Genomic DNA, 22,652 nt, shown 5'->3' with positions numbered 1-22,652 from the left:
GTCGTTCAGGGCTTGGCTTCGACGCCCGTGACGGCCGAGATATTCGTCGGCTTCGCCTCATTCTCCTCGCTCTCGTGCTCTTTGTGACTGAACGATTCCCGATCGACGTCACCGCCATCTTTGTGATGGTGTTGTTGATGGTAGTTGAACCGTGGACATAGATCTCACCACGATAGGAAATTTCGGGGTTTGCTAACCCGGCGACGATCACGGTGCTGGCAATACTCATTCTGAGTACGGGGATCAACCGAACCAGCCTCGTCCAATTGATCGGCCGGAAGATGATTGTATTCGCCGGGACTGACCGGCGCAAGCAACTCGCCGCGACGGTCTGCGTCACTGGGCCTGTCTTGGGATTCATCAATAACACGCGGTCGTCGCGATTCTGATTCCCGTCATCGCCGATCTCGCATATGAGGGGAAAACATCTCCCTCGAAGCCGCTGATGCCGCAGTCGTTCGCTTCGATGCTCGGGGGGACGCTCACACTCATCGGGACGTCGACGAACATCCTTGCGAGAGATATCGCGGCCCAACTCGGTGCAAAGTCACCCGGCCTCGGGCTGCACGCGTTCGGGATGTTCGAGTTCACTAAACTCAGTGTCATTGTCTTCGCCGTCGGTGCCCTCTATCTCATGACGATCGGCGTTCGACTCCTTCCCGTACGGATTCCAGCCGACGAGGACCTCGTCGAGGAGTACGCTCTCCAGGAGTACTTCGCAGATGTGGTCGTCCCGGCGAACTCGCCACTGATCGGCCAGACTGTCGGGGAGGCACTCGGCGACGACGACCTCGATATTGACGTGTTACGGCTGATTCGCTACGGCAAGCGGTTCGACAAACCCCTCGCCCGGAAGGCGATCAACGAAAATGACACGCTCCGCCTTAGGACGAACCGAGAGACACTCGAGTACATCATGGACGCGGAAGGACTCACACCGTCGGACGGTTCGCGAACCGAAGACGACCTGCATCCCGAGGGAAAGGAACCTGTGCTCGTCGAGGTCGTCATTCCATCGGGGTCGTTCCTCGTCGGCGAAACCCTTGCAAGTTCGACGTTCCGCCAGCGGTATGACGCGAACGTCCTAACTTTCCGGACGCTCAGTGACGTGATTTGAGATCGGTTCGAGGACATCCGTATTCGTGTCGGTGACACGCTCCTCGTGCAGGCACCACCGGACAGTCTCACCGACTCGCCGAGAACGAGGACTTCATCGTCGCCCACGAATTCGACGAGGTGACCTATCGGGCCGAAAAGATCCCGTTCGCGGTCGGTATCATCGCCGGTGTTGTCGCGCTACCGGCGCTAAATATCCTCCCGATCGTCGTCTCGGCGCTCGCCGGTGTCGATGGTCTTCACCGGCGTCCTCAAACCGACCGAGCTCTACTCGTCCGTCGAGTGGAACGTGATCTTCCTGCTCGCCGGTGTTATCCCACTCGGTATCGCCCTTCAACAGACTGGGGCGGCCGCGCTGCTCGGGGACGCCGTCGCCTCGACGGCAACGTTCCTCCCGGTGATCGGCGTCCTGTGGGTGTCTACATTGCGACCGGCCTGTTGACGAGCGTCATCAGCAACAACGTGAGTGTCGTGTTGATGATTCCGGTGGCCGCCAGCGCCGCCCAATCGATCGGTGCGAACGCGTTCGCGTTCGTGCTGGCCGTGACGTTCGCGGCCTCGACGGCATTCAAGACGCTGGTGGGGTATCAGACGAATCTCTTTGTTTACGGCCCCGGTGGCTATCAGTTCTCGGACTTTCTGCGGCTTGGGGCGCCGTTACAGTTGCTCTTGTCGGTCGTCACCGTCCTCGGAATCGCGTTCTTCTGGGGATGTCCGTGTCTGATCCATGTGCTGTCGCTCCCCCCCCGAAAGATGACACAAGATACTGTGACAGTTGTGTATCGCAGGGCTGTTGCAGAGAGTGCTTCTTGGATGAGTGAATCGCCTCACTCGTTTTCGAAGTGTGGATCCGTCATTTTCACCGTATAGACGCGTTCTCTAGGGATGTACGTGTACTCATCGTCGCCGTGATGAATCTGCCAGTGATCCTCTCGATAGTTCAGTTTTTCATCGTCGATTTCTTCTGAAACAGTGTCATCCGCGCCTTGATAGACAATCGTCGCCATGAAATACAGTAGGCGGGCCGCGTCCATAACGTGGCGGGTCAATCACCTCACGGACAACGCCGTGGATTGCGACGATGATCATCCAAAGATTCGCCAGTATCGTCCCAGACGCAGTTGACCCCGGGTGTTATCACCTCTCGAACCCACTATGGTGTATGGCAACGAATAGCAAATCGGCTTCTGAACCGACTCTGTACATCTGTCGCGACTGTGGGGACGGTATCAACGACCCTGAGGACACAATCAGATGTCCGCAGTGTGGAGGACGATTGGTGAACAGTAGCGTTCCACACGACGACTAAGAAACGAAAATTCGTCTCTCATTGAGTTTTCTAGAAAGTGACCATACTTCCGAACACGAGCAGAAGTTTTCTCGCTCAGTTCAGGGTCACCGTCACTATGCCCACCGACCAGAGGCGTCGTACGAACGTTCATTGACCTGGCCGTCGTCCTAGGAGCATGGCGGAATTTCCAGACGAACGACATCTTGTCCTCCAGGCACGCTCCCAGTTGGAGCCGTGGACGAAACGTGCTCGGATCGAAGCGTACACTGAACTGTTCGAAGGCGACGATCCGATCCTCTCCCCCGAAGAGGTGCAACTCCTCGATGCGCTCGATTCCGAACTGGAGCGACAGGGGGGCGATGGTGTCTGGGGGACCGATCAGTACGGAATCCACACGGCTGGAACCTCGAGCTCGGATACCTCACTCGGAGTGGTCTGTGTGTATCATCCCCAGATCACCAGAGATTCCGTTCTTCGTGGGGGCGACGATCTCGACGACGGGACCGAAGAGCGACTCAATGCAGCACTCTGGAGATACAGCGAGCGCGTCGCGACACTCATCGAAAAGAACCTCGACGAATTCGTCCGTCAAACCCAGAGTTAGGCCTCCGACTCAGGTTCAGCCTCGCATTGATAGTGGTGGGGTCTGCACGACAGCCCCATCTTTTCACGAGTCGACAGAGGGAAGACGACTGGTCGAACGGTGTTCGTGGACTACTCGGTCACCGGCCGTACACCGTATATGCGTCGAACCAACCATGCACAGTTTGCTTGAGCGCGCCGGTCGTACTCCCGTGATTTATCAGCTGGTAGCCGTCCACCGCTTTCTCGTTGACGTCATCCACTCTGAATCCGGGACCGCCGACGGGAACACCTGCTTCGACAGCACTCAGCCGAACTTTTCCCACGACATACTGTACTGCAAGATAGTCAATTTTACCAAGAAATCCCAGAGAAACGTCGGTACACATAGGTGGAGTACGTACGATAGTGGCATGATCGATATATTGCCCGCCAATACCAGGAAGAACCGACATTTTCACACTCTATGGGTTTTTCATTATGTGAGCTGCATCTCGGATGTAGTACTTCCTACCGCCGATTTCGCTCGTGTTCTGGATCGAGGTTGAGAAACACGTCGTACTCAGCACCACACCGTGGGCAAGTATGTACGAAGTGGAGTCCGTCCTCATCGCGCTTTTCCATACGCCACTCCGATTGGGCGCGAGCGACGTTTCCACACTCACGACAGCGTGTGGGATGATCCTGAAGATACGTCTGCATGAAGTCGATGAACGACTGCGTCCCATGACGGTGCGTCGGCATTGGTCAACCGTACGGGAAGCTCACGTATCGCGTATTCCACCCGTTAGTTCTTCACCAGTACATAGCACAAGATTCAGGCTCGCTTTGACAACCAGTGAGAGTACCAGGTAGAAACGGTTACCGGGAATCGAGGAGAAAGACCCGTCCTTTAGGGCGGGGAGGATGTCAATCCAAACAAATCATGGCATTCCCCGGCCGCAAATAGGCGAACATTTAGCATGTTTCGCCCACGTACCTAGAGATATGACTGATGCAGATCCTTCGCTTCACGAGCAAGCAACAGAGGCGTTTGCAGCTGCTGCTCAAGACGAGTTTGGCGATCAGATTGAGGATCTCATCGTCTTCGGCAGTACTGTTCGTGGAGAAACCCGCGGAATGGACTCCGATGTCGACATTTTCATGATTGTCACTAACGAGTCGATCGTTGACGACCTTCGGGATCTCGCATATGACGTGCAGCTCGACTACTCCGTCGTTGTGTCTGTTCACGTCCAAACGGCAGAGCGATTCGCCGAGCGGAAGAATCATCCATTCATCAAGCACGTGCTCTCCGAAGGACGTTCGTATGCCTGAGGAAGACTACGTCGGTGAAGAACTCGAACAGGCCCGAACAGCCCTTACCGACGCAAAAATCCTCCAAGAGGGGAGAGGCTCGGATACAGCTGTCGTAAATCGGCTGTACTATGCGTGTTTTCACGCAGCGCAGGCAGTACTCTACGCGAAAGGATTGATCCAACTTCGCATCGTGGCGTTTCAACTCTTTTCGGCAAAGAAGTCGTCCTCAAAGGGGATGCGCCCCGAGACGACGGTCGATTTTTATCTGAATTGTGGGACTATCGTGAGCAGGCCGATTACGGCTACGAACCACTTGACCTCGATTTGAGTGCGTTTCGTGCCCGAACAGAAGCGTTCGTCGATCGAATGGATGAGCTTGTTGACCAACTCCAAGAAGAGAATTGAGACACCTTCGACAGAAAACACCAGACTTCGCTTTCTCCACCACCGAGGTTATTTTTCGTCCCACTGTAGGTAGAGTATGGTCTCACGTGTCCTAGTTGCAATGGACGATTCCGAGATGGCAGCGAAAGCGTTTCGATATGCGCTCGACGTTCATGCAGACGCAGAGATTACCGTATTGACAGTGGTTGGTGAGCCGTCGGTATTCATGGGAAAAGCGACGACGATTGCAATGGCGGATGATCCCGAAAAGACGGCAGAGGAGTATGCACAGCCGGTCATCGATCGTGCTCATGAAATCGCCGCAGAATACGGTGTCGAACTCGACACCATCGTCAAAACTGGCCACCCTGTACGGCAGATTCTCAACCAAGCTGGGGATTTTGACACAATTGTCCTTGGGAGCCATAGCGGAACACTTGCCGACCATTTATTTGTTGGAAATGTTGCAGAGACGGTGTTCCGTCGGTCACCAGTCCCAGTGACAGTTGTCCGATAGCAGATAGTGCAATTGCGTACTCTCATATGGAATCGTCTCGAGTTCCAATTTCGAAATTAGTCGTTCCGTAGTTCGTCGAGAGCGATGATCACATACACCAGTCCGACCAACCGGGTACCGAAGTAGACCCACGGTTTCCATCGGCAGTTGCTGGCATCAGTGTACGCAAGCTCGGCTCCATAGTCAACATAGGCACGTGGGAACGCCAGCGCAAGCAGTCCTATGACACCCAGAAAGCGCTTAAATGCAGCATACGAGCGATCGCTTCGCCACATGGAAATTAAGATGAGGAGTCCTTCGATCCGCGCACCAGGAATAACCCACGACCGCAATTCACAGCTATCGGGATTCTCAAGGGCGAGCTGCTCGGCACGATCGATAAGCGCGTTTGGTGAAAGCAATTCGATAATGCCGATGGCTGAAAGGAGCAAACGAAGCATTGCGGTATGGTTAAACTTCCAACATAATGAATCTCATCTTCTAGATTCAGCTCGGATGTTCTATGACGGTTTGAGGATCTCAAAGAGGTGAAATAGTCTAACAGAGAGTTGCTCATTGTACTTCCATTCGAAATCGAACGTGCAAGATGCCAAAGTGAGCTGAACTCCCCAGTCAGCGGGAGAATCGTGACCTTGTGGTTTTGGTAAATCCTGCTGAGATAGAGGTAACATAATTCATCGTGCTGGAGCACGTACTAAGCTATACGGATGAGTGCTGCTGCTTAAAACTGGAACCAACAGTGGTTGTCCCCGACAGCGAGGAACACAAATGACCGATACAATCGATTCCTGGCGGTATGGGAAACCACAGCATGAGGTTCAATCGACTCCACTAAACGAACTACAGTTCTATGGTGACCCTCAGCACGAAATGCCTGGTCCAACCAACATCGAACTCCGAGAGTCTGTTACATATCTGCGTCTCTGGGAATACTACGCGGAGAAACAGCGACGACAGAGGAGTGTAACAAAACGTCCGCTGGTCTACTCTCGGTAGGCGAATTTCCTTCTCACGATTTCCGTATGAGAACACGATAGTTGCTAGCGAAAAGAGTTTCAAGTGCCGGCCACAGCGTTATCCCTTTCGTTCACCTAGATATGATATGGCGGACAACAAAAAGAGCCGAAATAAGCAAGCCCGTGATGAAGAAAACCGCCAGCGAACGTGGGAAGTTGAACAGGCGCGTGAACGTATGGACGAAACTGAACCACGTGGCGAACAGAACGAAGCAGATGAATTTCGATACGCGAGAGAAGAAAATTCGGACTCACCCCCGACGTGTCACCGTCGTGGGTGCGACGAGCCAGCGAAATTTGTAGTTCTAGAACGCTACCAAGAAGAAACGGGTCACGGGAGTGTTGAGGCAGAGGCTCGTCTTTGTCAAAGGCATACTGCTGAAGAAAGTCCCACGAATCTTGATGGCGTCTATGCAGACTATGTGTTTCGTGTTGATCCCTTACCAGAGACAACTGATGCAGACATAGCGTGATTTCTGTCTGTACATACAATCCATCACGGGACGGTTAAGCGGTAGGTATGTTTGGATTTATTCGTTACATCAGATTGAACCGAACGACGCCAAACTCGACTCGGTATACTTCCCTAACTCCTCCTCAATATCTGATTCTCGCCAACCCATTGGCGACAGTACACTCGCTGCCGCACGAACCAATAACTCCCGATAAAACTCGGTATCATACTCACCAAGTTCCTCACTCGCCAACCGCACCCGCTCTCGCGACTGCTTTGCATCGTCCACCACAACATACGATACACTCTGGCCAGGAGATCGACCCAACCCCAAATCAGCCGCCCGCTCCAATGCTGCCACACTCCGTGTCGACTTCGTGTAGTCCTCCCGCCTTTTCGAAACCCGATTCGTAATCACCAACTCATTCGGATCGACCGCTCCGCGCTCCAGCCGATCAACCCACGATCGCAGTTCCTCACAAACCGCTTCCGGATCATGGTACTCATCGACCGCTCGAATGAGTTCCTTCTGTGCCTCATCGATATACGAGGGCGTACTCCACTGGCGGCACTCGATCCCCCGATATTTGTACTCATGTTCACCAGCAACCTTCCCGAAGTACTTCGTCAACGCGCCAGTATCCGAATACCGTAACGGCACGAACGCAATCCAGTCGTAGTGCACTTCGTGTTCGAGCCGAATCTCCACTTGAAACTCGTTGTCGTTAGAATCTAATACTAACAACGGATTTTCTAGGAATGAGAGTGCGCAACTAGAGCCATCTTTTGGAGGTATCTCGACTGGCCCACTATGACGACGAAATGCTCGCGTCCGTAACCAACCGCAAACCCGACGAACTTGCTGGCAAGGTATGGCGTGAACGCGATGAGGCCGGTCGGTATTCGCTTTGGTCGAAAGGGAGCGGTGAGATCCGTACCTACTTAGACGCGTCAGAGCTCGCCGACTGGATTCGCCTGAAAGAGTCGGTAGTGAGTAAGAAGTACAGCCAGGAACTCGCTCGTCAGACGATGGACGCGATGCACGAACTCTCAAATGCACGGCTCAGGAAGATCAAGCAGCAACGATCCAAAGACAGATTGAGCTATCAGGAAACGCGTCTCGTCCTGAAAGCCGATGTCGAACTTCCCGGTGAGGTCACGAACAGAGACACAAACGATAGTCCGGCCACAGACGCGGTTGCCGGAGAGTAGCGTGGTCGGGATGAACTCACGCTCGAGAGGGCAGCAAATCTAACACGAACACCCATACAAACGCGGTTGTGGACGTCCCGAATTGACACAGTTCGGGACAGACGCCGTACGGCTACTCGTAAGTACGGTAGTTGTATCGGTGTCTATCGGCTCAAAGCCAGCGGGCGGGGGAGAGCTGGTACCGGCCACCGCGTCTGTGGTCGGAGCGACGTAGTCGACTGGTAGCAAAGTCCGACTGTCCACGTCCGTGTCTTAGACGCTGCGGAACCGCGAAAAATCTACTCTGTTACTCGGGCTGATACGGATCTGTTGCAGTATCGAGTCGATAGACATCGTGCGCTGCATCGAAATCGTCATCGAATGCATAGAGGTAGCCGAGTCCTTCAGTCTGCATGTAGGCGACGATGCAGGCGTCAACGAACGAGAATCGCTCGTACTGCCGGAAGAGTGCTTTCGCGGTGGCGAAGGCGTCGGTGGTCAAAAACTCGATGTGAAAGCGCGCGTTCTCCTCTAGCCGGTCAAGAAAGTCCGTTGCAGCGTCGTGGCCAGCGTGCGTGATTAGTCCGTTGAGCGTCTCTGCAAGCACGTAATCAAGAACAACTGCTTCTGGAAGCGATGCTGTGTCTACACCCTGTATGATCGGAAGGGCAGCGTTGTGTGCGCTGTCTCGACGATAGGCAGCAGCGAAGAGGACGGTCGTGTCGATGAGTGTGCGTGGCATTCAGTTGACGTCGACGCCCCACGCGTCGTGGTCAGTCGTTACGTCAGTCTCGTCATCGCCGTCGTAGCCGCCGAAGTCACTAAACGTACCACTTCGACGCTGGACGACGCGAATACGAACCGTACCGTCATTTTGGAGCTGCCAGCGAAGTTTATCACCATCGTCGATATCGAGTTCACGACGGATTCGTGCGGGAATATTTGCTTGATTCCCCGAGACTTTGCTCTCAGAATCCACACTTTCACCGCTCATACATACTATGAGGAGAGCGTTCGGTATAAATGTAGTGTGTGCTCACACTACCACCGATCTCACCGACGCAAAAGAGAAGAACAGTCGGTGCGAGCGTCGGTGTCCCGACTCATCAACCTCATGCGTGATTACGAGACCGAAGAGGGTGTTGACGACGATTCGTCGAATCTCGTCGCAGAAGCCTCGAATGCAGGTAAGCAACTCTTCGAGACGGTCCAGCGTTCGGAACAGAATACTGAGCTCATGAATTTCCGCGAAAAGCGCGTCGAGAGTCAGCAAGTCGAGGATAAATACCTCAATGTCCTTGAGCATGCGAAGAATGTCGCCAAGACGAACGACGTGATGGTCGCACGATTGGGCTATCGAGAGGTTGCGACGCGTTACGGTTGTGCGTACAAGAACGACGGGTATCGGGTGATGGAGGAGATGGCCGAGCGCGTTCCTGGTGTGACCTACAAAGAATCACGACCGTTGTCGGTTGACGACACAATGGGCGTTGGTGGCCATCACATCGAGATCACGTTCGGGCATCCTGATCTCGCCGGGTGGATGCGCGCCCACGAAGCAAACGCGGGAGGAAACGGAGGGCGCTGATTATAGTGTTGTAATCACGGGGGTTCGCAGAACCCCCACTTCGGCGGCACCACCACACGAGATTCACACCGCTTTGCCGGTGACACATGGTGGTACTAATGTGTTGGCTACGATGGAGTGCGTCTTTTTCTGCGTTATTTTCTGCGAAACGGAGGGGGTCGCTCTCGCGATCCCCCTCTATTACAACGTTGTAATCGACCACATCGAAGCACTATCAAAGGAAGACTGCCGAAGTCCACTGACTACTTTGGGGTGCCATGAAACATCAGCTCACAAACGAGAAGAGTTCAGCCTAATGAAGATGCAAAACGATGCACCCCAATCAGTCTCTCGCTCTAATGCCGCCACACGCCGCGTCGATTAGCTGTAGTCCTCCCGCTTGGATCAGCCGCTCTCAAGCCGACCAATCTACGACCGCAATTCCTCACAAACGACCTCAGAATCACGGTACTCACTCACTGCTCGATTGAGTTTCTTTTGCGCTTCATCAATATATGACGGCGAACTTCACTGACGGCACTCAATCCACCCGATACTTGTACGACACTCCTACTTCTTGCTCACGTAACGTGGATAATTGATCCGGGTGGGGTCGTCCATACATAACAAAATAATCCCAACTTCTCTGCTTGGTACCGTAGTGTATTTGTGAATAGTGAGGAGAGGCGCCCCCTACGTGATCATCCTCAGTCGGCACCTAATGCGTGCCTCAGCAGATTGCGCTCCGCTCGTTGCAGGTGCTCCGACACCGTCGATTGATCCAAATCGAGTTCGGCCGCGATTTCCTCGGTCGGAACTTGCCGTGGAATCTCGTAATAGCCCATCTCGTGGGCGGTGCGAACGACCTCGCGCTGGCGGTCGGTCAGGGTATCCAGTACACCAGTGGGGCCGTGATAGTCGGTCATGGCTCGCAGATCCATCGGGATACCCGCATCAATGTACTGACTCACCACATAGGAGAGTGCCTCCTGGGTGCCGACGAACGAGATGTCCAGCCCATGACCGTTTACGGTTATCTCCTCGTTTGACACATTTAGTTCGTGAAGAGGGGGGAGCTCATTCGTCAAGTCGGGGATATTCAGTTTTATGAGATAGCCGATGTCGGCCGTGGCCTGATTAGTGCGTTCCCACCACGCAACATACTCAAGGGCAGACAGCTGTTCTTCGTCGAACGGCCGTTCGACCTGTATCGCCACGATTCCGCCGGGTCCAGTACAAACTGTTGGACGCCACTCCTTGACGCCTGCGTCACGGCACAGCGAGACGAACTCTTCGAGGCTTGGGTGTGAGAACTCCGCCGTGGGGATCCGGACGACGGCTTCACGTTTCATTACCATTGCTCCGTTCGGGAGGTGCATAGCCGTTTCGAGACCGACGCTGCCGGCGCACTCTTCGAATACGTCAATATATACGGTTCCAGTATAAGGGATGTTGTTTTCTTCCGCTCGGTCATCGTACCGACAGTCGAGATGATTGGATCGCTGACAACGACGAACGACATCAAGCGGCGAGATGACCGCCAGGAACATCTTTCAGGTAGTCACCGACCGCACCGAAGTCGCCATCCACCAGATAAACATCCCCGATGCGGTTCCCGAGGACGCCGAGGACGGCCTGACCAACTCGCTCAAGAAGCTCGCCGACATTGTGAGGGCCTGAAACGATGACCGAAACCGTCGAGACGAGTCTGATCATCCGGCGAACGTTCGACGTGCCACGCGAACGCGTGTGGGCGGCGTGGACTTCATCTGAGGAAGTCCAGCACTGGTGGGGGCCGGACGGAGTCACCACAACCACCGAGGAGCTGGACGTGCGGCCGGGTGGTGTCTGGCGATTCGTGATGACCGGCCCCGAGGGTGACGAATACCAGAACACGATCGTCTATGACGAGGTCGTGGAGCCCGAGCGCTTGGTCTACATCCATCGCAGCAGCGAAGAAGGCGAATCACAGTTCCAGGTGTCGGTAATCTTTGACGAGCAAGAAGACGGTAAGACGGAGCTTACAATGCAGATGCGCTTCGGGATTGGCGACCGAACGCGAAGCGAAGGAAGAATTTGGCGCCATCGAGGGCGCTGATGACATCCTTCGTGCTCGTCGTGTTCGATCTCGTACTCGGGGGATTCGTTGTCGTGTTGCTCCGCCGCGCAACAGATAGCGAGACCACGCTGAGGGTACGGGGATACCGATGACGAAGAGAATCACACAACACGTCGAGACGGTCGTGATCGGTGGGGGGCAGGCTGGCTTGGCCATGGGCTACTACTTAGCACAACACGACCACTCGTTCGTAATTCTAGACGCTGGGAGCCGTGTGGGCAACGCCTGGCGCAACCGCTGGGATTCATTACGACTGTTTATCCCGGCCGGGCTCAGCAGCCTGCCGGGAATGCCGTTCCCTGCTGCTAACACCTACTTCCCCACAAAAGACGAAATGGCTGACTACCTCGAAGCGTATTCCGACCAGTTCGACCTGCCAGTACAGCTTGATACGACAGTCGAGTCTCTGATTCGGAACGGCGATCGATACGTGCTGGATGCCGGAACGCAGCGCATTGCGGCGGATCACGTCGTAGTGGCGACCGGGCCATATCACCACCCGAACGTCCCTCGGTTCGCGCCGGGACTTGCCCCGTCGATCACCCAACTCCACTCTAGCGAGTATCAGAGCCCCGACCAGCTGCCCAAGGGGGACGTTCTCGTCGTCGGTGCTGGCAACTCGGGAGCCGAAATCGCCATCGAACTCGCCGCTGACCGATGTGTTTGGCTCTCCGGGCAGAACACCGGCCACCTCCCGCAATGGGATTCCGATGACCTCCCTCGCTGGTTGTTCTGGTTCGACGGATGCCTCTTCGAGTGGCTGTTCAGCGACCTACTGACTGTCGACACGTGGGTCGGTCGGAAGCTGAAAGCCCGCGGGAAGGATGGAGGCGATCCGCTGATTCGTCTCACGCCCGAAGACCTCCAACAGGCAGGCGTCAAGCGGGTCCCCCGGGTGAAGGGGGTGGTGGACGGTACGCCGCGTCTCAACAATGGGCGACGCCTCGATGTGGCCGCCGTGATCTGGGCAACGGGGTTCCGCCAGGACTTCAGCTGGATCGAGGTTCCAGGGCTGAGCCGTGATGACGACGGCTCACCTATCCACGACCGAGGAGTCGTGGAAGATGAACCGGGCCTGTACTTCCTCGGCTTGCCCTTCCAGCGGTCGCTCCTTTCGGCCACGCTCGTCGGTGTCGGTGCTGATGCTCGGTATCTCGCCACCCAGATACAAACGCGGACCGACGCCGACGAGACGGATTGATCAACCCCGTGCGTCTCGGTGTCGGTCAGTCCTCGGCGACCACGGCCTCTAAGTTGTCGAGGATGCTCTCCTAGCCCTCGGAGGCCCCATCGACCATCTGGGCGTCGGGGAGTTCGTGGGTGAGGACGATCTCGGTTCCGTCGCCCGCGTCGTGGAACTCGTACGTGATGCGGTTCACACCCTGGGGAGTCTCCTCGACGGTGACGAGGCGCTCGTGCTCGACGACCTCCTCGAAGGTGCCCACGTTGTCCACCTGGTGCTCCTCGGCCGTCCAGCTCACCGACATCTCGCCGCCGGACACGGGGTCGAGCGCGTGGACTTCCGCCTCCATGCCTCCGCACGAACCACTGCGCCAGCTCGTCGGGGTCCGTGAACGCTCGCCACACGCGTTCGCGGGGCACGTCGAAGGTCCGCCGGACAGTCAGCTGGTTGTCGTCGCTCATTCGCCATCCTCCGTCGTGGGCTCGTAGGTGAGCACGAAGACACCCAAGCCGACCGCCTCTGTGTCGACGAGGTCCATCGTCGTCGGCTCGTTTGCGCCCTCGAAGAGGCGCTTGCCGCTGCCCTGGACCACCGGGTGGACCATCAGCCGATACTCGTCGACGAGGTCGTGCTGCATCAGCGTGTTCAGCAGATCGCCACTCCCGACCATCAGGATGTCCCGACCGGGCTGTCGTTTCAGCGCGGCGACTTTGTCGGTGACGTTCCCCGTAATCAGGCGTGCGTTCCACTCCATTTCGTCCGTATGCAGCGTCGTCGAGACGACGTGCTTGGGGATGCTGTTTATCCAGTCGGCGTACCCCATGCCGTCCGTCATGGACGGCCAGACGGCGGCTAGGCCCTGATACGTCACGCGTCCCAGCAGCAGTGCGTCGAACTCGGTGATGTGGGCTTTCGAGTAGCGCACCAGTTCATCGGGGTCCCCCCAGAACTGCATCTGCCACTCCGCTTGCTTGTCGAACACCCCATCGAGGGTGACCTTGTTTTCGACAACGAGTTTCCGTCCGTTCGTCTGCTCACGCGTGCTCTCTTCGGTCGTCTCGGTTTTACTCATCGGCTTCCTCCACATCCGTTTTTGCTGGCTGGTAGGTGAGCGAGATGACGCCCGAATCGAACGTCTTCGAATCGACCAAGTTCAGGGCATTCCGTTCGCCGACATCCTCGAAGAGACGCTTCCCGTCCCCGAGTACCAGGGGATGGACATTGAGCACGAACTCGTCGAGGAGGCCATAGTCAAGCAGCGACCGGACAAGCGTGCCGCTACCGACGATCCCGATACCATCACCGTCTTGTTGCTTCAGCTCGTCTATCTCTTCCTCAGCGTTCCCGGCGATGATCGTAGAGTTGTTCCATTCGACATCCTCTAGCGTCGTCGAGACGACGTACTTGGGCACATTGTTGATGAACTTCGCAATCGGATTGTCGTCGGGTTGAGTGGGCCAGAAGGCGACGAGTTCCTCGTAGGTGACTCGTCCCAACAGTAACGCGTCCGACGACGCCATCCCCGCCGCGTTCGCCTCGTCCAGCTCCTGGGTCGAGTAGGCTGGAGACCACTCCTCGGGCGATTCCATAACGCCGTCTAGCGAGACGGACTCCGTTGCGACTATCTTCCTCATCGTTCAGACCTCCTCCCCGAGGTGATCCTCCTCGGCCGGCTCGTAAGTGAGCACGACGACGCCCGAGCTGAACGCCTCCGTGTCGACGAGATTCATCGTCGTCGATTCGTTCGCATTCTCGAAGAGGCGCTTGCCACTGCTCTGAACCACTGGGTGGACCATGAGGCGGTACTCGTCGACGAGGTCGTGTTCCATCAATGTGTTCACAAGTTCGCCGCTGCCGTTGACGAGGATGTCCTTTCCATCCTCCTGCTTGAGCGCGGCAACCTCCTCGACGACATCACCGTCGATGATCGTAGAGTTGTTCCACTCGGCTTCCTCGAGATTCGTTGAGACGACGTACTTCGGTAGACTATTCATTCGGTCTGCGAAGCCTGTCTCGTCCGTTCGGTCGGGCCAGGCTGTCGCGAACGTCTCGTAGGTTGTCCGGCCCAGCAGGAACGCGCCCGATGCGAATAGTTCGTCGTGCTTGTACTCCTGCTGCTCCTCGCTGAAAAACGCGAAGGACCACTCTTCAGGCGCCTCCATGACTCCGTCGAGAGTCAAGAACTCGGAGACAATCAGGTTTCTCTGTGGTGATTCGTTGTCGGTGTTGCTGTTGATCATTCTTCGTCTTCCTCCAGGTGGATGGCCAGCGCCTGGAAGACCGCGTCGAGATCGAGATCGTCCGGCATTTGTTCAACCATCCAGCTGAATGGACAACAGAAGAGTACTTAACCGTTTGGTTAAATGGATTCGTTGGGCTGCCTATCGGTTGTTCGCCGGGAGGTAACACGTTCGCGAAAATCACCATGACGGACTCGGTGGTACTCCGAGACGATAACGAACGAGAGCGAGCAAGCGCTTGAACGGTTCTATGAAAACGTGTGGGTCGAGGCAAATCCGGACACGGTCGACGAGCTCGTGCACGACAGGTACCTCATTTACTCATTCACGACCGGGCGCTCGTCGAGGAGCTGCAGGGCCGTAGGACGATGATTGCTCATCCACAGCTGTCTGTCATAATTGGTCTATCGAAATACCTGGTCGTGTACTCCGGGAAGTACGCCTGGTTGCGCACGTATGCGACTGTCGAAGATGTTGTCAACCCTAACGGAGGTGAGCAGTCGTGCGTGGGTATGCCCCGACGCCGTTGAATCCACGTGATGCCGATTCACTTGTCCAGCATCTTTCGCCAGGCGATCGCGTTCGGATTACGGATACCGACTTGCCGCGAACGACTTGCACCGTCAGAGAGACGAACCCACCAACACGGAACGCACCACACCTTGTCCTGACGACCTCACCGATCACGACGACTGCACAGGACGAACTTCAGCAAATCACCTTCCACTGTCTTAGTCAGCTCTACGTGCGCATGACTGTTCTCGAGTACACCCACATCCCCAGTGAAACGATATCCCGTTGTATCGGTTCACTCACTACCATCGCCAACCTGCCGGGTCTTTCGACGCCTCGGCACGAAACAACTTGCTGTAAGAGGATGATCTCCTCCGTCCTATCATATTGAGTACCTACTCCGAGATAGCTAGTTTGTACTGTTCGAATCGACTGATTTGCAAATACGATTGAGACGCTCTCGTTGGAGAATAGAGCAGTGTGAGCCATTTTCCACCGTTCATTTTCATGCACGATTGGAGACCATTTTCATATAGCATTGGAAACATGAAACAGTCAATTGGCGGCAGATACCGTCTTTGGCAGGAAGAGGGCTGGGCTCGGTGCATTTATCTTTTCCAGGGATCGAAAGTAGTCGCAAACACGATTTTACACGCTGAGATCTGTCCTCCGTTGATATATACAATTTTAAGGCCGTGATATAGGCTTTCGTACCTCGGAAATCGTCCAAAGAAAGGGGGAGGTACGAAGAGCGAGCAAACAGGTGTGACGAGTGGGTATCCACGGAAACTCAAAGATCACTGAAAATCACAGAAGAGTCAGTTTCAGAGTATAGATCAAACCAGACGATGGACGCGCTGCACGAACTCTCGAATGGACGCTTGGAGAAAATCAAATGCCAGCGAACCAAAGACGGATTGAGCTACCAAGAGACTCGGCTCGTCCTGAAAGCCGATGTCGAACTTCCCGGTGAGGTCACGAACAACGACGCGGACGATAGCCCGGCCACAGACGAGGTTGCCGGAGAGTAGCGTGGTCGGGACGAAAACACGCCCGAGAGGGACACGAATCTAACACGAACACCCACACAACCGCGGAATTGGACGCCCCGAATTGACACAGTTCGGGACAGACGCCGTACGGCTACTCGTAAGTACGGTAGTTGTATCGGCATCTATCGGCTAGAAGCTAGCGGGAGGGGGAAAGCTGATACCGGCCACCGTGGCTGGGGTCGGAACTGCGTGATTGAATCACCCGAGAAAGTCACTTTCAGTACAGCGTGAAGTGGTTCTGAGGACGATGTCAGGAGTGCGTGCGAGAAAAACAATGGAGTACGAGAGTCTCCTTCGCTAAGAAACCAATTGTCCATCAGAACGATTATCGGGTGGCGTGAGAGACTTAGTAATGTGAGCGAGGACGTCACGTATCCTTCCATCGAGCTGATCCTCGAACTCCACGAGCAAGTCGTTAAGGAGGGTAAGAGCACGGAACCAGGAGTTCGATCGGAGGAGCCAATTAAATCTGCACTTCAGTACGTCTCGGAAGGATTTTTTGGAGAGGTACCACAGTCAGTCCACGAAAAAGCAGTTCATCTGATGCGACTGCTTGTTGCAGATCATCCGTTCGTTGATGGGAACAAACGAACGGCGCTTCGTACGGTAGTCGTCTTTTATATGTTGAACGGATACACATTCGAATACGGCGACGAAATTCGTGCGTTACTACATCGGTTTGCGACAGACGAAGCCGCGATCGATACCGAGACTGCAGTCATCTACTTCAGAGCGTGTGCTCGTCGGAACTGATAAAGGGCCACAGAGAATATGTTCACAACAGAAATGGCGTCTAGCACCGATTCCTCGGAAGCAATAGATAAAGAAGTCCGCCGACTGTACGAGCGGTATCAGTCGGCGGAGAGCGACGAGGAGCGCCAAAAGATTGCCCTTGAGATGGGGAAGCTCGACGGACGCCGTCACGCTGACATCTACGCAGCTCTTGAGGACGAGTAACTACAGTTCTACAAGAATACTGTTCGTCTACCAATTCGAGGACTACACTACTAAGAGATGAAAGCCATTTGCGTTAGTAGCCAATACTAACGAACGGTCAATCGAGAACTGACAGCTCGCTATAGTTGTGCGTACACAAACGACGGGTATCGCGTCATGGAGGAGATGGCCGAACGCGTCCCTGGCGTGACCTACAAAGAATCTCGAACGCTGTGTATGGACGATGCAATGGGCCTTGGCAGGCATCACATTGAAATCACGTTCGCCCATCCCGACTTAGCCGGGGGGATGCGAGCACACGAAGCCAACACGGGAGGGAACGGAGGGCGCTAATTATAGCATTGTAATCACGGGGGTTCGAAGAACCCCCATTTCGGCGGCACCACCACAAGAGATTCACATCGCACTGCCGGTGACACACGGTGGTACTAGTGGGTTGGCTACGGTGGAGTGCGTCTTTTTCTGCGTCTATTTCTGCGAAATGGAGGGGGTCGCGTTCGCGATCCCCCTCTATTACAACGGTGTAATCGATTGCTCTCACTAACGTTCGCGTACGGTGCGAATGTCCGTGTCTTCAACTGGGGCGCCAGCCACGAATGTTCGCTGATGTCCTTCGCTATCACCTCTGGCACCCGCGTCAAGGTGACGAAACACTTCGCTTCGTACTCTTTGAGGCCGAGCTGCTGGAGTAGTTCGACTGGGTCATGGCCTGATCTGACTCCATGGTAGTCACGGTAGTCTGTCGGTTGCGCCGCCATGAAAAGAAGCAATCCAGTCGACCGGAAATAAGAGAGAACGCCCGTCTCAGTAGGACTTCTCGGTGTGGAGGTTGCCGCTGGAGTCGTAGAGGTAGACTGTGTCGCCCGAGTTATTCCAGATGGCCGACCCGGAACTCCAGTAGAGGTCGCCGTCGGTGCTGGAGTCGGTGCCGCTCCCGGTGTGGAGTCGCACCGTGCCACCCGAGGTGAGGGTGTAGTTATTCGGGAAGTCGTAGTGGTGGCCCGCGCTGTCCTCGACCGACCAGTCGGTCATATCCTGATCTGAGCTACCCGTATTGTCAAACTCGACCCACTCGTCGTTGAGGGTTGAACCGTCCTCGCTAATCTGGCCGACACAGATCTTCGAACCGCAACTACTGCCAAGGTTGCTGGAGGCCTGCTTCTCGGCCAGCACCTCGTTGTCGTCGTAGACGTAGGCAGTGTCGCCGTCATTGTTCCAGACGCCCGAGCCGCGACCCCAGTAAAGATCGGTGATCGTGTCGGTGCCGCTCCCGGTGTGAACCCGCACCGTGTCACCTGTGCTCAGCGTGAACGAGTCGGGAAAGCTGTACGTGTAGCCCGCCGAGTCCTCCAGCGTGAAACCGGACATGTCGAGGAGACTCGACCCGTCGTTCTTCACGTCAACCCACTCATCGTTGAGGGTCGAACCGTCGAGGCTCATGTCCGTGACGGAGACGCTGTACGGCGCAGGGTAGGTTCGCTTCTGCACGAGGTTGCCGTTGGCATCGTAGAGGTACGTGGTGTCACCGTCGTTGTTCCAGACGCTCGAGCTGCGACCCCAGTAGAGGTCGGTGGTCGTGTCGGAGCCGCTTCCGCTGTGGAGTCGCACCGTGTTGTCGGACGCGAGGTTGAAGCCACTGGGGAAGGTGTAGGTGTTGCCAGCCTCGTCCTCGACGATCCAACCGGTCATGTCCACGCTGTCGGCGCTGACGTTCTTGAAATCGACCCACTCGTTGGCAGCGTCAATGGCCGGGATGATAACATCCTCGAGCGACCACGAGACATCCCGAACCAGTGTGCCGGTGTCGTCGTAGAGGGATGCCGTGTCGCTGTCGTTGTCCCATTGGAACATCGACGCGCCCCAGTAGAGGTCGCCGTCGGTTGTTGTGTCCGTGCCGCTCCCGGTGTGGACCCGGACGGTGCCGCCCGCAGTCAGCGTGAAGTTATCGGGGAGCGAGTAGGTGTCGCCGTCGGCGTTCCCAAGCGTCCAGCCGGTCATGTCCTGATCGGCGGACCCGGTGTTCGTCACGTCTACGTATTCGTCGTTGAGGGTCGAGTGGGGGTACTGGTTGACGGTGCCGAACTCGATGACCGACTCGTCGGTGCCGCCGCCCGAACTACTGCCGTAGGCGCTCCACAGCGAGAAGTCCGTCGTATTCAGGTTCGCCGTCTTGAGGAGCTTACGGTTACCGACGTTGTTGGTGTCGTCCCGAACGTCGTCGTAGTTGAGCCGGAGGTCGGTCCCAACGCCCGCCGCGAGGTCGTCGAGGGTGGCCCGCTCGCTGGCAGATTCGCTTCCGGAGCCCATCAGGATGACCGCGCCGCCGTTACTGATGAAGGTGTTCACTTCGTTTATCTCCGAACTGGTCCACGCGTCGGGACTGCTGGAAGCGATGAGCGCCCGCGCCTCCGACAGACTGTAGCCAGTTGAGTCGCCGTAGGAGTTGATACTGTGGAGTTCGATGCCCACGCCTTCGAGGTACCGCTGGTAGTAGGCAACGTCCTCGCCTGAAATCGCGTTGTCCTGATTGAAGGTGTGGTGTCCGCCATCGACCAGTACCGGACCCGAGGGGTCAGTGCTGTTGTTCAGGTAGTCAATGAGGTTCGTTACGAAGACGAAGTGCTCCAGCGCGTCGGAGTCGGACTCCCAGCTCTCGTTGATGGGGACGCCACCGAAGTACGCGAGGTTGTTGGTCTCATCCACCCCGACTATGGGGATGTTGCCGCTACTGTAATCGATGGTGCCGCTTCCAGTATTCTCCTGCACGGCCTCGGGTTCGGTCCAGACCGGAACTCTCGAATCCGCAACTTGACCGTTCGTGGTCTTGATACTGGAGGTGTGAGGATGGAACGTCTGTGCCACGTCGTTGTTTCGCCACTCTGAGGCCGATCCGTCGGCACCGCCCCAGACTCCGTTGCCGTTGGCGCGGGCGCTCTCCTGGTGACCCAGATACTCGTCGGTGTTGCTCATGCTCGCGGCATATACCCGCGCGTACCCCTTCTTGAGGGCCAACTCGTTCCAGACGGTGTCCATCGTGCCGTTGGCGTCGCGGTCGTACCGTATCTTCGCCAGAAGCCGGTCGTACTGGTCTATTTCCTCAGACTGGCAGTCAAGCTTGACCTGACACTTCGTGCCAACCGGGAGTTCGTCCTTGGCGAACTGACTAGCTTTGTTGCCCCAGTTTTCGAGGTGAGTTATGGATTCAATGAATTCCCACTCTTCGGTCTTCTCGTACCGTGTGTTGCCCGACTTCTCGGGGGTGTCTATCCCGAGACAGCGGACGTTGTAGGTCGTACTGTTAGAGTACACTTTCACGTCGAACGTGTCGCCATCGATGCTGTCGGTGATTTCCCCGTCGTACCAGACGCCACAGTCGAGTGCGGAATCGGCGGCGATGGTCGGTTGTGCGCCTATCGAAAGAGCACCTGCTGTACTGCCCAGCAACTTGAGGTAATTCCGGCGTTGCATGAAACGAGTAGACCCACTGAATCAATGTATAAAAATATCCTTATTAATTAATATACTATTATCTTTGTACAGTAAAAAGTAATTTCTGTGACAAACGGAATAAAATATTGGCAGGCTAACTATTTCGCACTGGCCCCATCCCGCCGGGAACCGGACCGATTTTAGCAGTTCGACTGAGTCGTGGTGGCGCAACCGACAGCTACCGTGCAGACTATACGCCCTCTATTCAGCACGACATCAGGAACACATCACTGATTGAGAGTTTCGACATAAGCATGATTTTTGGTTCTATGGAGATGCAGGCGTGTAACAGATCCCTCCTCTAAACTTGTACTCGCTAGAGAAACGATTTGAGGCTGACTTCGTCATGACTCGAAAGGAACTGCTCAATACGTTTCTCACGCCATCCAAGCGGCGATACTACACTAGCCGCCGCACGAACCAACAACTCTCGATAAAATCCGGTATCATACTCGTCTAACTCCTCACTCGACAACGCCACTCGCTCTCGCGAGCGCTTCGAATCATCGACCACCACATACGAGACGCTCTGACCAGGCGCACGCGCTAACCCTAAATCCGCCGCTCGCTCTAATGCCGCCACACTCCGCGTCGATTGCGTGTAGTCCTCCCGCTTTTTCGAAACCCGATTCGTAATCATCAACTCATTCGGATCGACCGCTCCGCGCTCCAGCCGATCAACCCACGACCGCAGTTCCTCACAAACTGCCTTTGGATCACGATACGCATCCACTGCTCGAATCAATGCTTTCTGTGCCTCGTCGATATACGACGGCGTACTTCGCTGGCGACACTCGATCCCCCGATATTTGTACTCATCTTCGCCAGCGACTTTCCCGAAGTACTTCGTCAACGCACCAGCATCCGAATCACGCAACGGAATTCAACATCTTCTATTTGTTCCGATTTGGATTTCCAAAAGCTCGGTTCTCGACACGGAACACATGGACAGCAACTCGACTCATGTACTGGAAAGGAGCTAAAGGAGGGAAGATGCACTCTCACGGCCAATCACGGCGATATTGTTCGGTGATGGCGTCAGAGTATGGCGTCGTATTAGCCTTTGTGAGAGCGCATTTTCACCAACAATATCGAATATAAAATAACTTTGTCAGACGTAGATCGTTTCTATTATATATTATTTCAAGAAGATCAATTAACTTATGATTGTTTTGATATTGTTGTTGATTTTTTCTCGCAAGTGGCAAAATATGACAGTAATCGGCGGTTACTCAACTATCTGGAGAGCTAACAGAAAGTATGGCAAGTGAACCAATGACGACGCAAACAACGAGCTGGTTTGGTTCCACGACCGAACAGTCTGGCCCCCGCTCACCCCCGCAATACGCACTGGTCGCCTCCGAGACGATTGACCTCGAATCATCGAGTTCGGAACTCATTACGAGTGTCGTTGAGGCACTCATTGATGTGATAGAGCCGGCAGGTGGCCAGACCACGCTCTCGCTGTACGAATACGTGGACCCAGATGCACTCGAAAACATCATCGAAGCAAGCGCGTCGAAACAGAGTGACGTTGAGGTGCGATTCACGATCGAGGACTATCTTGTAACCGTTCGGAGCGACTACACCATACTCATCCACGAATCGCTCGGAGCACATAGTGATGCTAGCGAGAAATTCCGACACAAGTAGTCGGCCAGAGAGGAATAGCGAGTCGAACA

At 55.4% G+C, this 22,652-nt stretch carries 29 protein-coding genes and 2 pseudogenes; 17 read left to right on the top strand and 14 right to left on the bottom strand.

Annotation, left to right across the window (positions count from 1 at the left end; translation table 11 throughout):
• Window positions 1–39 precede the first annotated feature (39 nt).
• Window positions 40–1,986 (top strand): annotated as a pseudogene (locus LIX15_RS25735) (SLC13 family permease).
• On the opposite strand, the gene LIX15_RS25730 reads toward LIX15_RS25735, so the two are convergent.
• Window positions 1,944–2,165, bottom strand: coding sequence for a hypothetical protein (locus LIX15_RS25730; protein WP_227778007.1), 222 nt, complete (start codon window positions 2,163–2,165; stop codon window positions 1,944–1,946). The pseudogene LIX15_RS25735 and the gene LIX15_RS25730 sit on opposite strands and share 43 nt — an antisense overlap.
• 32 nt (window positions 2,166–2,197) lie before the next feature.
• Here LIX15_RS25730 and LIX15_RS33820 point away from each other — a divergent pair, with 32 nt between their 5' ends.
• Both LIX15_RS33820 and LIX15_RS25725 read left to right on the top strand, forming a co-directional pair.
• Window positions 2,198–2,425: a DUF7129 domain-containing putative zinc-binding protein gene (locus LIX15_RS33820; protein ID WP_425556816.1), complete on the top strand. Its 228-nt coding sequence runs from the start codon at window positions 2,198–2,200 to the stop codon at window positions 2,423–2,425.
• A 157-nt stretch (window positions 2,426–2,582) separates the two neighbouring features.
• On the top strand, window positions 2,583–3,011 hold the full coding sequence (locus LIX15_RS25725; RefSeq protein ID WP_227778006.1) for a DUF7539 family protein: 429 nt from the start codon (window positions 2,583–2,585) through the stop codon (window positions 3,009–3,011).
• Between the two features lie 118 nt (window positions 3,012–3,129).
• Here the strand turns inward: LIX15_RS25725 and LIX15_RS25720 are convergent, their stop codons facing one another.
• Together LIX15_RS25720 and LIX15_RS25715 are read right to left on the bottom strand one after the other, a co-directional pair.
• Window positions 3,130–3,378, bottom strand: coding sequence for a hypothetical protein (locus LIX15_RS25720; protein WP_390185386.1), 249 nt, complete (start codon window positions 3,376–3,378; stop codon window positions 3,130–3,132).
• 121 nt (window positions 3,379–3,499) lie between these two features.
• On the bottom strand, window positions 3,500–3,733 hold the full coding sequence (locus tag LIX15_RS25715) for a hypothetical protein (RefSeq protein WP_227778005.1): 234 nt from the start codon (window positions 3,731–3,733) through the stop codon (window positions 3,500–3,502).
• A gap of 243 nt (window positions 3,734–3,976) precedes the next feature.
• Between LIX15_RS25715 and LIX15_RS25710 the strand changes: the two genes are divergently transcribed.
• From LIX15_RS25710 to LIX15_RS25700, 3 genes are all read left to right on the top strand, one after another.
• Complete coding sequence (locus LIX15_RS25710) at window positions 3,977–4,306, top strand: nucleotidyltransferase domain-containing protein (RefSeq protein ID WP_227778004.1); 330 nt, start codon at window positions 3,977–3,979, stop codon at window positions 4,304–4,306.
• Window positions 4,299–4,616 (top strand): hypothetical protein, encoded by a 318-nt coding sequence (locus tag LIX15_RS25705; protein WP_227778003.1) that lies wholly within the window; start codon window positions 4,299–4,301, stop codon window positions 4,614–4,616. The genes LIX15_RS25710 and LIX15_RS25705 overlap by 8 nt, the downstream gene beginning before the upstream one ends.
• A 153-nt stretch (window positions 4,617–4,769) precedes the next feature.
• Window positions 4,770–5,189: a universal stress protein gene (locus tag LIX15_RS25700; protein WP_227778002.1), complete on the top strand. Its 420-nt coding sequence runs from the start codon at window positions 4,770–4,772 to the stop codon at window positions 5,187–5,189.
• Between the two features lie 56 nt (window positions 5,190–5,245).
• Here LIX15_RS25700 and LIX15_RS25695 read toward each other — a convergent pair whose 3' ends face one another.
• The gene (locus LIX15_RS25695; protein ID WP_227778001.1) at window positions 5,246–5,629 is read right to left on the bottom strand and encodes a hypothetical protein; all 384 of its coding nucleotides are present in this window, start codon (window positions 5,627–5,629) and stop codon (window positions 5,246–5,248) included.
• Window positions 5,630–6,291: 662 nt separating this feature from the next.
• Here LIX15_RS25695 and LIX15_RS25690 point away from each other — a divergent pair.
• Entirely contained in the window at window positions 6,292–6,678 is a 387-nt protein-coding gene (locus LIX15_RS25690; RefSeq protein ID WP_227778000.1) for a hypothetical protein, read from the top strand.
• 69 nt (window positions 6,679–6,747) lie between these two features.
• Here the strand turns inward: LIX15_RS25690 and LIX15_RS25685 are convergent, their stop codons facing one another.
• A complete protein-coding gene (locus tag LIX15_RS25685; protein ID WP_227777999.1) occupies window positions 6,748–7,368 on the bottom strand; it encodes a DNA polymerase domain-containing protein in 621 nt (206 codons plus the stop codon).
• A gap of 77 nt (window positions 7,369–7,445) precedes the next feature.
• Between LIX15_RS25685 and LIX15_RS25680 the strand changes: the two genes are divergently transcribed.
• Window positions 7,446–7,871: a DUF8008 family protein gene (locus tag LIX15_RS25680; protein ID WP_486327135.1), complete on the top strand. Its 426-nt coding sequence runs from the start codon at window positions 7,446–7,448 to the stop codon at window positions 7,869–7,871.
• 286 nt (window positions 7,872–8,157) lie between these two features.
• On the opposite strand, the gene LIX15_RS25675 is transcribed toward LIX15_RS25680, so the two are convergent.
• Window positions 8,158–8,592: a type II toxin-antitoxin system VapC family toxin gene (locus LIX15_RS25675; RefSeq protein ID WP_227777997.1), complete on the bottom strand. Its 435-nt coding sequence runs from the start codon at window positions 8,590–8,592 to the stop codon at window positions 8,158–8,160.
• The gene (locus LIX15_RS25670) at window positions 8,593–8,844 is read right to left on the bottom strand and encodes an AbrB/MazE/SpoVT family DNA-binding domain-containing protein (protein WP_227777996.1); all 252 of its coding nucleotides are present in this window, start codon (window positions 8,842–8,844) and stop codon (window positions 8,593–8,595) included. It abuts the gene before it with no gap.
• Between the two features lie 99 nt (window positions 8,845–8,943).
• On the opposite strand from LIX15_RS25670, the gene LIX15_RS25665 reads away from it, so the two are divergent.
• Window positions 8,944–9,438, top strand: a complete 495-nt coding sequence (locus tag LIX15_RS25665; protein WP_227777995.1) for a hypothetical protein — start codon at window positions 8,944–8,946, stop codon at window positions 9,436–9,438.
• 686 nt (window positions 9,439–10,124) lie between these two features.
• Here LIX15_RS25665 and LIX15_RS25660 read toward each other — a convergent pair.
• Window positions 10,125–10,769: a helix-turn-helix domain-containing protein gene (locus tag LIX15_RS25660; protein ID WP_227777994.1), complete on the bottom strand. Its 645-nt coding sequence runs from the start codon at window positions 10,767–10,769 to the stop codon at window positions 10,125–10,127.
• A gap of 181 nt (window positions 10,770–10,950) precedes the next feature.
• Here LIX15_RS25660 and LIX15_RS25655 point away from each other — a divergent pair, with 181 nt between their 5' ends.
• The 3 genes from LIX15_RS25655 (at window position 10,951) to LIX15_RS25645 (ending at window position 12,737) form a co-directional block, all read left to right on the top strand.
• Window positions 10,951–11,097 carry an SRPBCC family protein gene (locus LIX15_RS25655; RefSeq protein ID WP_227777993.1) on the top strand — a complete coding sequence of 49 codons (147 nt, stop codon included), beginning with the start codon at window positions 10,951–10,953 and terminating at the stop codon, window positions 11,095–11,097.
• 4 nt (window positions 11,098–11,101) lie between these two features.
• Window positions 11,102–11,515, top strand: a complete 414-nt coding sequence (locus LIX15_RS25650) for an SRPBCC domain-containing protein (protein WP_345413060.1) — start codon at window positions 11,102–11,104, stop codon at window positions 11,513–11,515.
• A gap of 109 nt (window positions 11,516–11,624) precedes the next feature.
• Entirely contained in the window at window positions 11,625–12,737 is a 1,113-nt protein-coding gene (locus LIX15_RS25645; protein WP_227777992.1) for a flavin-containing monooxygenase, read from the top strand.
• A gap of 70 nt (window positions 12,738–12,807) precedes the next feature.
• Here the strand turns inward: LIX15_RS25645 and LIX15_RS25640 are convergent, their stop codons facing one another.
• Genes LIX15_RS25640 through LIX15_RS25625 form a run of 4 tightly spaced genes read right to left on the bottom strand, consistent with a single transcriptional unit; the run spans window position 12,808 to window position 14,959 of the window.
• Window positions 12,808–13,158 (bottom strand): SRPBCC family protein, encoded by a 351-nt coding sequence (locus tag LIX15_RS25640; RefSeq protein ID WP_265338457.1) that lies wholly within the window; start codon window positions 13,156–13,158, stop codon window positions 12,808–12,810.
• Window positions 13,159–13,176: 18 nt separating this feature from the next.
• Window positions 13,177–13,791, bottom strand: a complete 615-nt coding sequence (locus tag LIX15_RS25635) for a dihydrofolate reductase family protein (protein ID WP_227777991.1) — start codon at window positions 13,789–13,791, stop codon at window positions 13,177–13,179.
• The gene (locus LIX15_RS25630; RefSeq protein ID WP_227777990.1) at window positions 13,784–14,353 is read right to left on the bottom strand and encodes a dihydrofolate reductase family protein; all 570 of its coding nucleotides are present in this window, start codon (window positions 14,351–14,353) and stop codon (window positions 13,784–13,786) included. Before LIX15_RS25630 ends, LIX15_RS25635 begins: the two co-directional genes overlap by 8 nt.
• A 3-nt stretch (window positions 14,354–14,356) precedes the next feature.
• Window positions 14,357–14,959: a dihydrofolate reductase family protein gene (locus LIX15_RS25625; RefSeq protein ID WP_227777989.1), complete on the bottom strand. Its 603-nt coding sequence runs from the start codon at window positions 14,957–14,959 to the stop codon at window positions 14,357–14,359.
• A 1,268-nt stretch (window positions 14,960–16,227) separates the two neighbouring features.
• Here LIX15_RS25625 and LIX15_RS25620 point away from each other — a divergent pair.
• The 4 genes and pseudogenes from LIX15_RS25620 to LIX15_RS25605 form a co-directional block, all read left to right on the top strand.
• A pseudogene (locus LIX15_RS25620) lies at window positions 16,228–16,503 on the top strand (DUF8008 family protein); the annotation flags it as partial.
• A gap of 375 nt (window positions 16,504–16,878) precedes the next feature.
• The gene (locus LIX15_RS25615; RefSeq protein WP_227777987.1) at window positions 16,879–17,277 is read left to right on the top strand and encodes a type II toxin-antitoxin system death-on-curing family toxin; all 399 of its coding nucleotides are present in this window, start codon (window positions 16,879–16,881) and stop codon (window positions 17,275–17,277) included.
• Between the two features lie 18 nt (window positions 17,278–17,295).
• Window positions 17,296–17,481: a hypothetical protein gene (locus tag LIX15_RS25610; RefSeq protein WP_227778105.1), complete on the top strand. Its 186-nt coding sequence runs from the start codon at window positions 17,296–17,298 to the stop codon at window positions 17,479–17,481.
• 165 nt (window positions 17,482–17,646) lie between these two features.
• Entirely contained in the window at window positions 17,647–17,814 is a 168-nt protein-coding gene (locus LIX15_RS25605) for a hypothetical protein (RefSeq protein ID WP_227777986.1), read from the top strand.
• 471 nt (window positions 17,815–18,285) lie between these two features.
• On the opposite strand, the gene LIX15_RS25600 is transcribed toward LIX15_RS25605, so the two are convergent.
• Together LIX15_RS25600 and LIX15_RS25595 are read right to left on the bottom strand one after the other, a co-directional pair.
• Entirely contained in the window at window positions 18,286–20,949 is a 2,664-nt protein-coding gene (locus tag LIX15_RS25600) for a lamin tail domain-containing protein (protein WP_227777985.1), read from the bottom strand.
• A gap of 337 nt (window positions 20,950–21,286) precedes the next feature.
• A complete protein-coding gene (locus LIX15_RS25595; protein WP_227777984.1) occupies window positions 21,287–21,823 on the bottom strand; it encodes a DNA polymerase domain-containing protein in 537 nt (178 codons plus the stop codon).
• 407 nt (window positions 21,824–22,230) lie between these two features.
• On the opposite strand from LIX15_RS25595, the gene LIX15_RS25590 reads away from it, so the two are divergent.
• Entirely contained in the window at window positions 22,231–22,623 is a 393-nt protein-coding gene (locus LIX15_RS25590; RefSeq protein ID WP_227777983.1) for a HalOD1 output domain-containing protein, read from the top strand.
• The last annotated feature ends 29 nt before the right edge of the window (window positions 22,624–22,652 follow it).

This window comes from Haladaptatus pallidirubidus, assembly GCF_020700235.1.
GTDB lineage: Archaea > Halobacteriota > Halobacteria > Halobacteriales > Haladaptataceae > Haladaptatus > Haladaptatus pallidirubidus.
The sequence above is the reverse complement of the archived record's forward strand: the minus strand, read 5'-3'. Positions and strand labels throughout refer to the sequence as shown.

What these genes read in the sequence shown, in the direction of transcription:
- LIX15_RS33820 (WP_425556816.1), top strand. Translation starts at nt 2,198, where the DNA reads ATGATCATCCAAAGATTCGCCAGTATCGTCCCAGACGCAGTTGACCCC.
- LIX15_RS25725 (WP_227778006.1), top strand. Translation starts at nt 2,583, where the DNA reads ATGGCGGAATTTCCAGACGAACGACATCTTGTCCTCCAGGCACGCTCC.
- LIX15_RS25720 (WP_390185386.1), bottom strand. Translation starts at nt 3,378, where the DNA reads ATGTGTACCGACGTTTCTCTGGGATTTCTTGGTAAAATTGACTATCTT.
- LIX15_RS25715 (WP_227778005.1), bottom strand. Translation starts at nt 3,733, where the DNA reads ATGCCGACGCACCGTCATGGGACGCAGTCGTTCATCGACTTCATGCAG.
- LIX15_RS25710 (WP_227778004.1), top strand. Translation starts at nt 3,977, where the DNA reads ATGACTGATGCAGATCCTTCGCTTCACGAGCAAGCAACAGAGGCGTTT.
- LIX15_RS25705 (WP_227778003.1), top strand. Translation starts at nt 4,299, where the DNA reads ATGCCTGAGGAAGACTACGTCGGTGAAGAACTCGAACAGGCCCGAACA.
- LIX15_RS25700 (WP_227778002.1), top strand. Translation starts at nt 4,770, where the DNA reads ATGGTCTCACGTGTCCTAGTTGCAATGGACGATTCCGAGATGGCAGCG.
- LIX15_RS25695 (WP_227778001.1), bottom strand. Translation starts at nt 5,629, where the DNA reads ATGCTTCGTTTGCTCCTTTCAGCCATCGGCATTATCGAATTGCTTTCA.
- LIX15_RS25690 (WP_227778000.1), top strand. Translation starts at nt 6,292, where the DNA reads ATGGCGGACAACAAAAAGAGCCGAAATAAGCAAGCCCGTGATGAAGAA.
- LIX15_RS25675 (WP_227777997.1), bottom strand. Translation starts at nt 8,592, where the DNA reads ATGCCACGCACACTCATCGACACGACCGTCCTCTTCGCTGCTGCCTAT.
- LIX15_RS25670 (WP_227777996.1), bottom strand. Translation starts at nt 8,844, where the DNA reads ATGAGCGGTGAAAGTGTGGATTCTGAGAGCAAAGTCTCGGGGAATCAA.
- LIX15_RS25660 (WP_227777994.1), bottom strand. Translation starts at nt 10,769, where the DNA reads ATGAAACGTGAAGCCGTCGTCCGGATCCCCACGGCGGAGTTCTCACAC.
- LIX15_RS25655 (WP_227777993.1), top strand. Translation starts at nt 10,951, where the DNA reads ATGACCGCCAGGAACATCTTTCAGGTAGTCACCGACCGCACCGAAGTC.
- LIX15_RS25650 (WP_345413060.1), top strand. Translation starts at nt 11,102, where the DNA reads ATGACCGAAACCGTCGAGACGAGTCTGATCATCCGGCGAACGTTCGAC.
- LIX15_RS25645 (WP_227777992.1), top strand. Translation starts at nt 11,625, where the DNA reads ATGACGAAGAGAATCACACAACACGTCGAGACGGTCGTGATCGGTGGG.
- LIX15_RS25635 (WP_227777991.1), bottom strand. Translation starts at nt 13,791, where the DNA reads ATGAGTAAAACCGAGACGACCGAAGAGAGCACGCGTGAGCAGACGAAC.
- LIX15_RS25630 (WP_227777990.1), bottom strand. Translation starts at nt 14,353, where the DNA reads ATGAGGAAGATAGTCGCAACGGAGTCCGTCTCGCTAGACGGCGTTATG.
- LIX15_RS25625 (WP_227777989.1), bottom strand. Translation starts at nt 14,959, where the DNA reads ATGATCAACAGCAACACCGACAACGAATCACCACAGAGAAACCTGATT.
- LIX15_RS25610 (WP_227778105.1), top strand. Translation starts at nt 17,296, where the DNA reads ATGTTCACAACAGAAATGGCGTCTAGCACCGATTCCTCGGAAGCAATA.
- LIX15_RS25605 (WP_227777986.1), top strand. Translation starts at nt 17,647, where the DNA reads ATGGCCGAACGCGTCCCTGGCGTGACCTACAAAGAATCTCGAACGCTG.
- LIX15_RS25600 (WP_227777985.1), bottom strand. Translation starts at nt 20,949, where the DNA reads ATGCAACGCCGGAATTACCTCAAGTTGCTGGGCAGTACAGCAGGTGCT.
- LIX15_RS25590 (WP_227777983.1), top strand. Translation starts at nt 22,231, where the DNA reads ATGGCAAGTGAACCAATGACGACGCAAACAACGAGCTGGTTTGGTTCC.